Annotated in this window: 11 protein-coding genes; 6 read left to right on the top strand and 5 right to left on the bottom strand. The window is 53.2% G+C overall.

Annotation, left to right across the window (positions count from 1 at the left end; all coding sequences use genetic code 11):
• Nucleotides 1-12 precede the first annotated feature (12 nt).
• Nucleotides 13-1950, top strand: a complete 1938-nt coding sequence (locus tag Q8902_00880; protein ID MDP4198108.1) for an OmpA family protein — start codon at nt 13-15, stop codon at nt 1948-1950.
• A gap of 39 nt (nt 1951-1989) precedes the next feature.
• Nucleotides 1990-2610: a class I SAM-dependent methyltransferase gene (locus Q8902_00875; protein MDP4198107.1), complete on the top strand. Its 621-nt coding sequence runs from the start codon at nt 1990-1992 to the stop codon at nt 2608-2610.
• A 25-nt stretch (nt 2611-2635) separates the two neighbouring features.
• On the opposite strand, the gene Q8902_00870 is transcribed toward Q8902_00875, so the two are convergent.
• Complete coding sequence (locus Q8902_00870; protein ID MDP4198106.1) at nt 2636-3682, bottom strand: hypothetical protein; 1047 nt, start codon at nt 3680-3682, stop codon at nt 2636-2638.
• A 207-nt stretch (nt 3683-3889) separates the two neighbouring features.
• Here Q8902_00870 and Q8902_00865 point away from each other — a divergent pair, with 207 nt between their 5' ends.
• From Q8902_00865 to Q8902_00850, 4 genes are all read left to right on the top strand, one after another.
• Entirely contained in the window at nt 3890-7150 is a 3261-nt protein-coding gene (locus Q8902_00865; GenBank protein ID MDP4198105.1) for a S41 family peptidase, read from the top strand.
• Nucleotides 7151-7291: 141 nt separating this feature from the next.
• On the top strand, nt 7292-7630 hold the full coding sequence (locus tag Q8902_00860) for a YciI family protein (protein ID MDP4198104.1): 339 nt from the start codon (nt 7292-7294) through the stop codon (nt 7628-7630).
• Nucleotides 7631-7694: 64 nt separating this feature from the next.
• A complete protein-coding gene (locus tag Q8902_00855) occupies nt 7695-8003 on the top strand; it encodes a YciI family protein (protein ID MDP4198103.1) in 309 nt (102 codons plus the stop codon).
• Nucleotides 8004-8006: 3 nt separating this feature from the next.
• The gene (locus tag Q8902_00850) at nt 8007-9287 is read left to right on the top strand and encodes a sigma-70 family RNA polymerase sigma factor (protein MDP4198102.1); all 1281 of its coding nucleotides are present in this window, start codon (nt 8007-8009) and stop codon (nt 9285-9287) included.
• 1 nt (nt 9288) lies between these two features.
• Here Q8902_00850 and Q8902_00845 read toward each other — a convergent pair whose 3' ends face one another.
• The 4 genes from Q8902_00845 to Q8902_00830 form a co-directional block, all read right to left on the bottom strand.
• Entirely contained in the window at nt 9289-10050 is a 762-nt protein-coding gene (locus Q8902_00845) for a carboxypeptidase-like regulatory domain-containing protein (protein ID MDP4198101.1), read from the bottom strand.
• A 4-nt stretch (nt 10051-10054) separates the two neighbouring features.
• The gene (locus tag Q8902_00840) at nt 10055-10813 is read right to left on the bottom strand and encodes a carboxypeptidase-like regulatory domain-containing protein (GenBank protein MDP4198100.1); all 759 of its coding nucleotides are present in this window, start codon (nt 10811-10813) and stop codon (nt 10055-10057) included.
• The gene (locus Q8902_00835; GenBank protein ID MDP4198099.1) at nt 10791-11600 is read right to left on the bottom strand and encodes a hypothetical protein; all 810 of its coding nucleotides are present in this window, start codon (nt 11598-11600) and stop codon (nt 10791-10793) included. The genes Q8902_00840 and Q8902_00835 overlap by 23 nt, the downstream gene beginning before the upstream one ends.
• A 168-nt stretch (nt 11601-11768) precedes the next feature.
• Nucleotides 11769-12452 (bottom strand): hypothetical protein, encoded by a 684-nt coding sequence (locus Q8902_00830; GenBank protein MDP4198098.1) that lies wholly within the window; start codon nt 12450-12452, stop codon nt 11769-11771.
• Nucleotides 12453-12494 lie beyond the last annotated feature (42 nt).

The following is a 12494-nucleotide window of genomic DNA, read 5'->3' as shown; positions in this document are numbered from 1 at the left end:
AACCCTAAACGCATGAAACAGGGAGTCACCTTTATGGCGATCGCGCTGATCGCTGTCGTCGGCTTTTTATCAAACGCAACCGCGCAGAGCTATCCCGGACGATTGTCCTTTGGGTTCGATGCGGAGGGCAACAAGTATTGGGGCAATTTCACCGACAATCAATTCTGGTTTTCGGGGGATGCCTTCTTTCGTTATAATGTCATCGATGCGCTTTCGGTGCATCTGGCTGTGAACGGCGGACAACTTCGCTACAAAACAAACGAACAAAATTTGAAGTCTTATCCGCAGTATTTTGGTCCGTTCGGTGGCGGCGTTGGCACCGGCGTGTATCCGAATACGGGTGGTCAGGTGGCGCGCGAGGAGATCAATGCGATCCGTCACATCGGATATCAGGCGATGCTTTCGGTCAATTTCTTCCCGACTCAGAAATTCGTCCCGTATCTCATCGGTGGAGTGGAATTCCTCAATTTCGAGCCGCGCAATCTCAATCAGCAGCTTGCGCTGCCGAACAACCGCAATAACGTTTACCAAAAGAATGTCACTGGCGGAGTGGCTGGACTGGGATTCGAGATGTACATCACCGATGATGCCACATTCAACGGCAAAGGCTTGCTGCACCTGACCGGCACGGACTATCTCGATGACTTTTCCGATCCCACACCAACGGCGAGCCACGCGCAGGATGTCTTCGCCACGTTCGGCCTCGGCTTCAGCTACTATATCTTCGGCAATCTCGATTCCGATCACGATGGCCTGACCGATGCCGAAGAGCGGAATATTTATCACACCGATCCATTCAATCCGGATACGGATGGCGATGGGCTTTCGGATTATGATGAAGTCAAAAAGTACCACACCGATCCGCTCAAAGCCGATAGCGATGGTGATGGCCTGACGGACCAGGAAGAGATTATGGTCTATCATACCGATCCGCTGAATCCGGATTCCGATGGCGATGGACTGAGCGATGGACAGGAAGTAAAGGCCTATCATACCGACCCACATAATCCCGATACCGATGGTGATGGTCTGAAAGATGGCGAAGAAGTCACCACGTACCATACCGATCCGCTCAATAAAGATACCGATGGCGACGGCTTGACCGATGGCGATGAAGTCCAGAAGTACAATACCTCACCGACGAAGCTCGACTCCGATGGCGATGGACTGAGCGATGGCGACGAAGTGCTGAAATACCACACCGATCCGACAAAGCCGGATACCGATGGCGATGGCCTGACCGATGGGCAGGAAGTGAGCCAGTATCACACCGATCCGCTGAAAGTCGATACCGATGGTGACCGGTTGAACGACGGTGACGAAGTGATGAAGTATCATACCGATCCGCTCAAAGCCGATACCGACGGCGACGGGCTGACTGACGGCGAGGAAGTACTCAATACGCACACCGATCCACTCAAGGCCGATACCGATGGCGACGGCATTAACGACAAGCTGGACAAATGCCCGCTCATCCCGGGCGTCCCGCCGGATGGATGCCCTCCAAAACCACCAGTAAACACCGTGACGAATTTCCCTGGCGTGCTCTTCATCGTGAACACAGATAATTTCGACATGACCGTGCCAGGCACGCTCGAGAATCTCAACCGCATCAAAGCGCTGGTCGATCAATGCAAGGATATCAACGTGGAGATCGAGGGACATGCCAGCGGCGAGGGCGATCCCAAGCGCAATCAAGAGCTTTCGGATATGCGCGCGGCGCGTGTGAAGGCGTGGCTCATCGAGCAAGGCGTCGATTCCAACAAGATCGTTCGCACGGTCGGTTATGGCTCATCGCGACCGCTCATTCCAGAACCCGAAGGTACGAAGGTGACAAAGGGCAAGAAGGGCAAAAAGACCGTGACCAAAGGTGTTTCGGCGGAGCAACTGGAAGCAGCGCGCAAACAAAATCGCCGAATCGCGGTGCGCGTCGTGAAGACCTGCCAGTGATATCGATTGGAGTGGTGTCGGTAATTCGTATTTTTGTGAATGACCGACACCGTTCCTCACAGCAGATTCGATAATGCGTACACCGGCGATGCACCGCCGTGGGATATTCCAGGCCCGCAGAAGGCCTTCGTGGATATTGCCGACCAAATTCATGGCCGCGTGCTCGATTCCGGCTGCGGCACCGGCGAGAACGCGCTCTATTTCGCCGCGCGAGGATGCACGGTGACGGGCATCGACTTCGCGGAACCGGCCATCCGTCGCGCGAAAGAAAAATCACGCGAGCGCGGGATTGCTGTCAACTTCCTTGTTAAGGATGCGCTCACATTGACAGAGTGGGACGAGCAGTTCGATAACATTCTCGATAGCGGCGTCTTCCACGTGTTTGGCGATGTCGATGCGGAGAAATACGTCAGGAGTCTAGCACACGTGCTAAAGCCGGGCGGCCGGCTATTCCTTATTTGTTTCAGCGATGCCGAGCCCGGAACACACGGACCAAACCGGATTCCGAAGCAGATGATCTACGACCGCTTCGGCGCGGGATGGACCATCGAGTCTGTGACTGCGACCCGCTTCAGCGTCCGCCCGGAGAACGATGGCACGACATTCAGCAAGGGCGGACCCCATGCGTGGTTTGCGATCATTCGCAGAACGAACGACTAGTCGCGAGAGCCAGCGCCATACCTGCCTACCTCAACTTGTAGTCTACCAATTCGAAGACATAACCGGGGCGGGAGTTTGGCCGCCAGGGATGTACTGACCGGAGGTAGGTACCAAGGGACGGCGCGTACCATGCCATTGTCGTATCGGATGAATTATACCCAACTGAGCGCACGAATGAGTTCACGTATTGCATCTTGACGGCAGCGAAGGTGCCAGCCGGAACCGTAATGCTCTCGCTTCCAAATGACTGATAACTGTGCGTGACTTGGGTATGAACTCCACCCACAACGGTATCGAGCAGAACGGTTATGATCGGACTCGATCCTGAACTTGCACCCACAGGTATCCGCTGCCAGCACGGATAGGTCCAGCCTTCCGTATTCGAGACCTCCTGGGAGGATAACCACTCGCTGATATCGCCATTCGATTCGTAGTTCACCGTATCGTCCGCGATAAAGTTAATGTCTTTTTCCGCCTGGATAATATCACTGACATTGTTCTTGCCAAACCTGCTGAGGCCAGTGAGGCGAACAGTATTTGTATCGGGCCAGTCCGAGCCGGGCAGTTTCACGCCAGAGCTGTCAATCTCGTAGATATTATAATAGAATATGCTTCCTGCGTTGGGCACTGTGGTCGGACCAGTGGATACGCTATGATGGTATCCACGGCCCTTGAGCGTCAATAGATATGTTTTAGGCGAGCCATCGGTCACGATTGTGTCTGTCGCGCTTTGCGCGAGCGTATCGATGGGCTGGAATCGGTAGCGCACAACGGCCGAAGCGCCGGGCTTCAACGTGATTGCGGCCGTATCGAACAACAGGAACCGACCGTTCGAGAGCGAATGGTGCAGGATATGAATCGTGTCTTTACCGGAGTTGGTGAGCGATATAGTCGAATCGGCAAAGTTGCCGGGCGGTATGTTGCCGAAATCGAGCGTGCTCACAAACGTGAGTGTACCTTTGCCGCCATTGCCGGCGCCACTTCCGGAGTTGGGATCCGTGGGTGTTGGACTGCTGGAGCAGCCGACAAAACACACGACAATAAGAGAGATCAAAGTCAGGCGTTCAATCATAAAGCCAATCAATTTCAGAGCTTCGCGTTTAGTTCAACAGATTCCCCATGAGAAATCGGGTGAACGCTTGGCTGGGCGAATCCATGAAGATATCACGCGCAACAAGTGTGCGGCTTCGCTCGTTAGAGCGTGATCGTTTTTCGAGATGATCCCTGGCCTGATCGGTGATCACGAGAGAATGCGTTCATGTTCTTAGATATTTTTCGGATGAGGCAACTTTATCTCGCGCTCTTTTCCATCGTCATTTCTGGTTCGTCGTTATTTGCACAAACCAGTGCTATAGATAATCATCCCCTATGGATGCGGTATCCCGCGATTTCACCGGACGGGAACACGATCGCCTTCGAATATCAGGGTGACATTTATACTGTGCCGAGTGCCGGCGGGCGCGCAACGGCGATCGTTACGCATGATGCATACGACTTTAGTCCGGTCTGGTCGCCGGATGGGAAATCGATCGCGTACGCCAGCGACCGCAATGGCAATTTTGATGTATTCCTTGTACCCGCAGTTGGCGGCATTTCGAAGCAACTCACAGTTCACACTGCAAGCGAAGTTCCGACGTGCTTTACACCGAACGGCGACTCCGTGCTGTTCTCGGCCGCACGGATGGATGATGTCCACAATGCACAATTCCCCATTGGCGTCCTGACGGAACTCTATGAGGTCTCGACCAATGGCGGCATGCCGCGGCAAATCCTGACTACGCCGGCGCAACTCGCGCAACTGGACCGCGGAGGAAATCGCATTTTGTATCAGGACCGCAAAGGATACGAGAACGAATGGCGCAAACATGAAAAGGCCTCCATCGCGCGCGATATCTGGCTCTACGACCGGTCCACGAACCATCACACAAAACTTTCGAACTTCATTGGTGAAGACCGAAATCCGGTTTGGAGTCCCGATGAAAATGAGGTCTATTATCTTTCGGAGAAGAGTGGTTCGCTGAATATCTGGAAACTCCCGATCGCACACCCAGAACAGACCACTCAAGTCACATCGTTTGAGAAGAATCCCATCCGTTTTTTGAGCATTGCCCGGACTGGCACGATGGCCTTCGGATTCAACGGCGAAATCTACACCCTTCCCGCAGGTGGCACCACACCCACCAAGGTTTCGATTGAAATTATGCCGACGGAGAAATCCAACAGTACCAATTTCTCAACGCTGACATCCGGCGCTACTGAATTCGCGGTCTCGCCGAATGGAAAAGAATTCGCATTTGTCATTCGCGGCGATATCTTCGTGGCCTCGATGGACTACGATGTTACCAAGCGGATCACGAACACCCCCGAGCAGGAGCGGAGCGTGAGTTTCAGTCCGGATGGTCGATCGCTCCTGTATGCCAGCGAGCGCGGTCATAGCTGGAAGATTTTTGAGACAACGATCGAACACAAAGAAGAGCCATATTTCTATGCTTCGACAACACTCAAAGAGACGCCGGTGATTGCGACCGAGCGCGAGTGCTTCCAGCCGCATTATTCACCCGATGGCAAAGAGGTCGCGTATCTCGAAGAGCGGACGAATCTCAAGGTTATCAATCTGAAGACCCATGCGATACGGACAATCATGGATTCGACTCACAATTATTCCTATACCGACGGAGACCAGTGGTACGAGTGGTCGCCGGACGGGAAATGGTTTTTGGTGCAGTTCATCGATCACAACCGATGGTCCAATGAAGTCGGACTGATCGACGCGCAGGGCAAGGGGTCGATCACCAATTTGACGAACAGTGGCTATGATGATACTCATCCGACCTGGTCCAAGGATGGCACGATGATCTATTGGTTCAGCGACCGGCAAGGCTTGCGCAGCCACGGCAATAATTCTGGCGAGACGGATGTGTTCGGGATGTTTCTCACACAGGCGGCCTGGGATCGCTTTCGCATGACGCGAGAGGAATTCGACCTGGCACGGCTGGCCGAAAAAGATACGAAAGATTCTGCCGACAACAAAGCTGGCAAGAAGAAGGAATCGAAAGACTCTTTAGAGAAGAAGAAGGTCCTGGCACCAATTACGATCGATCTGAAAAATATTGAGGACCGCATGGCGCGATTGACAATCAATTCGTCACGGATGTCGGATGCGGTACTCTCACATGATGGCGAGCGGCTATACTACATTACGAGCTACCCAAAGGGTGGAGCGCTCTGGGTCCATATCTTCCGCGATGGCGAAACGAAAATGCTGACGAAACTTGCCGCCGCGGGGGGACAGCTTGTGATGGACGATGCCGGTAAAGAATTGTACCTTCTGAATAACGGCAACATTACAAAGATTGATACCGCCAACGGGAGTGAGAAGCACGTCGGATACAAGGCCGGTATGGAGCTGAACAGCCCGGAGGAGCGCGCCTACATGTTCGAGCACGTCTGGCGGCAAGTACTCAAGAAATTCTATGTTGAGAATCTAAATGGCGTGGATTGGACCTATTATAAGGCCGCCTATTCTCGATTTCTCCCATACATCAACAATAATTATGATTTCGCGGAGATGTTAAGCGAATTGCTGGGCGAGCTCAACGCCTCGCACACCGGGTCTGGATATCGCCCGCCGAATCCCGAACAAAATGCCACGGCATCGCTTGGAGCGTTCTTCGATCAGAATTATACCGGCAATGGCATCCGCATTCAGGAGATCATCGAGCGCGGACCGCTCGATGTGTCTGCTTCCAAGACACGAGCCGGCACGATCATCCGCGCAATTGACGATCAAAAGATCACTCCGGCCGTCGATTTCAATCTATACCTGAACCGGAAGGCCGGCAAACCGACTCGCCTCGCACTCTATAATCCAGAAAAGGATTCATCGTGGGAAGAGATTGTCAAACCAGTCTCGCGAGATGAAGAAGGCGAGTTGTTGTATCAAAGGTGGATCAAGTCGCGACGATTGGAAGTCGATAGCCTCTCGCATGGCACGATCGGGTACGTTCACGTTCGGAGCATGGGGGATGACAGCTACCGTCACGCCTATTCAGAAATTCTTGGACGTGAGAATGACAAATCTGCCATGATTGTCGACACGCGTTTCAATGGCGGAGGCTGGCTGCATGATGAACTTGCGACACTGCTGAGCGGCAAGGAGTATGTCAAGTTTTTTCCGCGCCATCAGGATCTTGGCGGCGAACCGACCGAAAAGTGGTCGAAGCCGTCCGTCGTATTGATTAGTGAGAGCAATTACAGCGACGCGCATTTCTTTCCATATACATATCGCGCGCTTGGGATTGGCAAGCTCGTCGGGATGCCCGTGCCCGGCACGGCGACCGCAGTCTGGTGGGAGACACTTCAAGATAACACCCTCTATTTCGGAATCCCACAAGTTGGCGTGCTCGATATGCAAGGTAAGTATCTCGAAGGCCAAGAGCTGGAACCCGATTATCTGGTCAACAACGACCCGGAATCCGTTGCAAAAGGACGCGATCTCCAATTGGAAAAGGCCGTCGAGGTCCTGATGAAAAAGGAATAGGGTATGAATCGGCAAGCATAGATTCTTGCAGGCTACGCGAATTCTTGTCCGGGTTTTGGCCCGCCGTTCGTTATAGAGATACAATTCACGCTTCCGGTGTTTTCCGGGAGCAGTCGTCTAATCTTCTATCGATCAAAACCTATGAACGAATTCGTACTTCTCTATCGCGGCGGGATGAGCGCGGGCACGCCATCGCCCGAGCAAATGGAAGCAATCATGCAGCGCTGGCAAACGTGGTTTGCAAAGCTGGGTGAAGAGGGCAAACTCAAGGACTGGGGCGCACCGCTTCAGCGCGAAGGAAAGCACGTTGCGGCTGGCGGTGTCGTTACCGATGGTCCATTCACCGACGGCAAGGAGATCGTCGGCGGCTATTCAATCATCAAGGCCCGCGATCTTGCCGAGGCCGCGACGATTGCGAAGGGCTGCCCGGCCTTCGACACTGGTGGCAGTGTCGAAGTCCGGCCGGTTGCTCCAATGTAATCACAGTCAAAGTAATTGTTTGACAACGCTCCCAATTGCGGGAGCGTTGTCCGCTTTTTTGAGCATGAGTGACAAGAAGCATTATTTTCTCAAGCTGAACCCTCCGCGTGCGTCCTTCACGGTCGATATGACGCCGGAGGAACGCGCGATTATGCAGAAGCACGTTGCATACTGGGCGCCTTACGTTCAGGATGGAACGGTCATCGTGCTGGGGCCGGTCTTCGATCCGAAGGGAGGGTGGGGAATGGCGGTCATTGGCGTCGAGAGTGAAGATCAACTCAATGCGTTGCTTGCGAACGATCCCGCGAACGGACTCAATAGTTACGAGGTCTTTCCGATGCGGGCAAATTACCGCCAGCCACTAACATCATAGCCGATGAGCGCCCAGGTCGATGCGGTTGTCGAGCATTTGTTTCGCCAGGAGGCGGGCAAGCTTGCATCCTCGCTGGCGCGCGCATTTGGGCTGTCACGACTCGATGCGGTCGAGGACATCGTTCAGGATACCCTGCTCGTTGCACTCCGCGACTGGTCCTTTCGCGGTATTCCCGAAAACCCAACGGCATGGCTGCATCGCGTTGCAAAGAACAAGGCCATCGATCACATCCGCAAGCGCCATCGTGCTTCCGAAGAACCACTGGAACTCGTGCCGGGCCTGAGAACGGCAGCTTACGCACTCGAACTCGAGCGGGATTTGCTGGCTTGGGCGGACGATCGCTCATCCATTGAAGACTCGCAGCTTCGAATGATGTTTGTCTGCTGTCATCCAGGTTTACCAGTCGAGTCCCAAGTTGCACTCACACTTAAAACACTCTGCGGATTCAGCGTGCGGGAAATTGCGAGCGCGTTCTTTACACAGGAAGCGACGATCGAAAAGCGCCTTGGCCGGGCGCGAAAATATTTCCGCGATCATCATGTCGCGCTCGATGCAACGGCCGGTACCGACCTGCAAGCCCGCCGCGATGCCGTGCTCTCCTCTCTATACTTGCTCTTCAACGAAGGCTACAAGCGCACAGATAGCGAAGGGTTACTCGACCGCGATCTCTGCCTCGAAGCACTGCGGCTTGCCTTGCTCGTGACTGAGCATCCTGTTGTATGCTCACCGGATGCCTCCGCACTTGTCGCGCTCATGTCTCTTCTGGCTGCGCGATTCGATACACGCACGAATGAGCGCGGCGAGATCGTACGCTTGCCCGATCAGGACCGTTCCAAATGGAACCGCGATCTCATCGAGCGCGGGTTTTACTATCTCGCGCGCTCCGAGCCGGACAAGTACTCTTCGACGTACCATCTCGAAGCGGCGATCCAATCGTTGCTTGTCACGGCCGCCTCATTCGAAGAAACAGAATGGCCTGCTATTCTCGGTCTCTACCGCAGACTCTATTTGCTCAGGCCGAGCCCGATCGTGGCAATGCACATGTCTGTTTCACTTGGCATGGTCCATGGTCCGGACGCAGCGATCGAATTGCTCGAAGGGCTTTCACTCGCGGACTATTACCTTTACTTTGCGATTCTCGGCGATGCCTACTCGCGTGCCGGACGGCTCTCGGATGCCGCGTCGGCGTTCACGCGAGCAATCGAATTGACGAAAAACGCGAGGGAGAAGACCTTAATTGAGGCGCGGCTGGCGGCAGTAACAATCAACCTTGCCGCAACTTGAGCTATCGCATCGAGAGCTTGACCACGTTCGATTTCGGGCCCGGAGTGGCTACACGATATTGGTTGTGGACTGGGTCATAGTAAAGGCTGGCGCCCTCTTGATTATCACCGCCGTTGCATTTACAGACGGAGTAGTAGAGCGTCGTTCCGGGCTTCAGCCCAAGTCCCCAAAGGTCGGAAAATCGGTGCCAGGTCATCCAATTACTTTTGACATGCCCCAAGCTCTGCCACATGATAAGATGAACGTCCGCCGGTTGGACGTCGGCCGACGTGTCGAGGAACTCCGAGTAGCCGGTCAGAGTGTCAAACGAGAAGTAGCATGAGAATTGGTCGGCCCAGTTCTCTTGTGCGAAGGTGTCGATGCGGAGCGAATCAACCTCGATATTGCCAGTGGGAATGGCGCATAAATAAGGCTGGTTCTGGTTCATTGCTGCTGAAGGAACCCATGTCAGGCCACCGGGTGTAACTTGAATATTGAAGAGACTTGTTTTTCCAAAACCATCTTTCGACGCGGTGATCTCATGCGTTCCAATCGGGACACCAGACAGGGACCAGTACCCATCCGTGTCGGTCAGTGTGCTGTCAGAACCATCGTCGAGAACCACCGTGATGCCCTCACTCGGCAAAGAGGCATTCCAATTTGAATAGATTTTGACTCGTCCCTTCAAATCGCCACGATAGGTCGCAGGTGGATCATTCGTGGAGTTGCACGCTGTCGCAATCAATAGAAGGGAAAGCAATATATTCGTTCTCGATTTCATCATTACGTCACGGTACGATGAATGGAAGGCTATTTGACTTCTGGCTCGGAGAGATGGGTAGCATCTGACCACTGGAAGGATCATAGAAATCTGTCGGCTGATAGCCCGTATTTCCAAACACGCTGAGGAAGACTTTGGCCCCCGAGCTTAAGGTCCACAATTGCGAGACCGATACGCTATATTTCCATGTCCCCTCGGATTGAACCTCACTTCCCAGCCCATATTGAGTGTAGTGTGGCATATTAGGGAATAGGTTCGAATCCACATCCAAAACCGGGTAGATGTAACAGGATTCGTGATAATTGTCAATCCGTCCGAAGATATCCAAGGTCTTCTGCGAAGCTGGCCCTCCCACACGAACCGAGTCGATGTATAGATGATAGCGAGGGGTAGGACCTATCGTGACTGGTGAAAGGAAGTAGGTGCCTGGTCCCGTAACATGTATGTCAAACCACTTCATCGTGCCATATCCCGGTCTGGTTGCATCGACCTCATACGTTCCGATTGGGATGTTATTAATCCTCCATTGTCCGGACGGATCGGTCAGGCATGTTGCAGCAAGGGCCGGAATCGTAATTGTGACACTGTCTGAACGGGTTGGATAAGAGACAGAGTCCAATAGCTGAACATGCCCGGAAAGTGTGCCTTTCTCATCCGGCGCGCTATTCTCTGATACGTGGGTGCACGCCATTGCGAGCAACCCACCCACAACTAGCAGAAAAAAGGATCGTACAAAATACATGTTACCACGGATAGTTGGTTTCATACGGCGCGGATACCTCTCCAGCCGAGAAGACTTGTCCCTGACCCGTGTGAGGGTTAAAAGTCATTCCGCTCGAGTAGTTGTTTCCATTCGTACTACTGTGAATCTGAGACCGCACACTGACCGCGCAGGCCGTGAAATAGAGCTTCATGCCATGTCCGAATTTTACACTGTCGAGTGCGGACATGCCAGTGTATGCCGTCCAAACACTATCGCCTGTTGACCCGCCGATCGGACCGGCAAAATGCGGAGCCTTGGTGGGCACACCGGGAACGGTATCAATGAAGCAAAAGACGTCCAGAGGTGGATTGTCGAAGTTACCAGCCGTCATAGATCCTTTCACCATTAGAGGCCAAATCGTGCTGGAATTTGCAGTCCAGACCACGCTATTAATTCTGACTTGCTTCGTTGGCGTCGGTCCGAGCGAACCCATTCCCAAAACCGTGGTCTCTCCGCTCGCCATCTCGCCAAAATAAATGAGCGTATCATAACCGGTCGAAGTCGCGTAAACATCATACGTCCCAAATGGGATGTTTGGAATCGACCAATGGCCGAAGGTATCGCTTGTGGTTGATACATGAAGCGAAGGAATGAACACCGTGACGGGCTGATGTACGGTGTCAGTCCAACCAGCAAAGAGGTGGACCGTGCCTTTGAATGTTCCAAGTGGGAATTTCTCCTGTGGGCCGTCCACAGAATGGCATCCGATAAATGCCCCAAATGGGAGCAATCCGATAATGATCGCGGCTAGCCAGTGTGCCCTCAGGGACGAATGAAGTATACGGGTCAAAGAGAAACCTCCATATTTAAAACGCGGAATCTCGCTTCGGTTACAAAAATAGTGGAAGAATTAATTCTAACTCCCTCTATTCACCCAGATTTGGCCTCTTTTGGCATGCTCGTAACCATCATTACTCTATTTTCCCAGCCGGTATCACACCAACACCGGATAGATCCGTTACTTGCCTAATTTATAGCTCATCATCGTTCTCGTGAATGAAAGGCTATCGTCCGAAAGGAGTTGATCCTTGACGAAGAACTGAATCGCTGGTGAGTACCAATAAATGTGAGTAATAACGGTCGTTTCAACTGGGGACTGTGGGTCACCGGAAGATGCTACAATTGTGATTCTCTTTTCGACTTTGGAGCATCGGAAGGTTTCACCGGCTGCCTCCACGTTCTCCATTCCGTCAAATTGTGTATGTGAGGTAACCGAGCCAATCACAATAACACCATTCTTCTTGGTCGGTGTTTGAATACCACCGTGTGATGGATCATACGACCGATGCGTGGCAATAGGTAAAGCGGTAGAATCGCAGTAGCATGCTGTGTCAGTTCCGAGGACTCGTAAGTCACCGGGAGCAACGACCTGATAGCGGTCGTGGTCCATTGTGGTAAAGAAACCGTCGATTGAATCCGAACGCCGCACCACGTCGAAGATATTGTTTGCGGCGGACAGGATGGAATCTCGCTCGACGAGATGAACGTCGCCGTGTCCCGCGAAAGCAGGCCGAACGACGGCATAAGTGTACTCACTGGGAGCAGTTGGCATGATGGCCGGCTCGGCGGGTTCAGGTCCGTTCGATGACTTGCACGATGCGAGCAAAAACAATAGGGAAAAAACAACAAACGATTTCTTCATGGCGCGTTAGTGATGGTGGATACGACTACTCTATCTTCATGC

Source organism: Bacteroidota bacterium (assembly GCA_030706745.1).
In the GTDB taxonomy this organism is placed as follows: Bacteria; Bacteroidota; Ignavibacteria; order Palsa-1295; family Palsa-1295; genus PALSA-1295.
Note: the sequence above shows the minus strand (reverse complement) of the source record. Positions and strands in the feature narration are given on the sequence as shown.

What these genes read in the sequence shown, in the direction of transcription:
- Q8902_00880 (MDP4198108.1), top strand. Translation starts at nt 13, where the DNA reads ATGAAACAGGGAGTCACCTTTATGGCGATCGCGCTGATCGCTGTCGTC.
- Q8902_00875 (MDP4198107.1), top strand. Translation starts at nt 1,990, where the DNA reads ATGACCGACACCGTTCCTCACAGCAGATTCGATAATGCGTACACCGGC.
- Q8902_00870 (MDP4198106.1), bottom strand. Translation starts at nt 3,682, where the DNA reads ATGATTGAACGCCTGACTTTGATCTCTCTTATTGTCGTGTGTTTTGTC.
- Q8902_00865 (MDP4198105.1), top strand. Translation starts at nt 3,890, where the DNA reads ATGAGGCAACTTTATCTCGCGCTCTTTTCCATCGTCATTTCTGGTTCG.
- Q8902_00860 (MDP4198104.1), top strand. Translation starts at nt 7,292, where the DNA reads ATGAACGAATTCGTACTTCTCTATCGCGGCGGGATGAGCGCGGGCACG.
- Q8902_00855 (MDP4198103.1), top strand. Translation starts at nt 7,695, where the DNA reads ATGAGTGACAAGAAGCATTATTTTCTCAAGCTGAACCCTCCGCGTGCG.
- Q8902_00850 (MDP4198102.1), top strand. Translation starts at nt 8,007, where the DNA reads ATGAGCGCCCAGGTCGATGCGGTTGTCGAGCATTTGTTTCGCCAGGAG.
- Q8902_00845 (MDP4198101.1), bottom strand. Translation starts at nt 10,050, where the DNA reads ATGATGAAATCGAGAACGAATATATTGCTTTCCCTTCTATTGATTGCG.
- Q8902_00840 (MDP4198100.1), bottom strand. Translation starts at nt 10,813, where the DNA reads ATGAAACCAACTATCCGTGGTAACATGTATTTTGTACGATCCTTTTTT.
- Q8902_00830 (MDP4198098.1), bottom strand. Translation starts at nt 12,452, where the DNA reads ATGAAGAAATCGTTTGTTGTTTTTTCCCTATTGTTTTTGCTCGCATCG.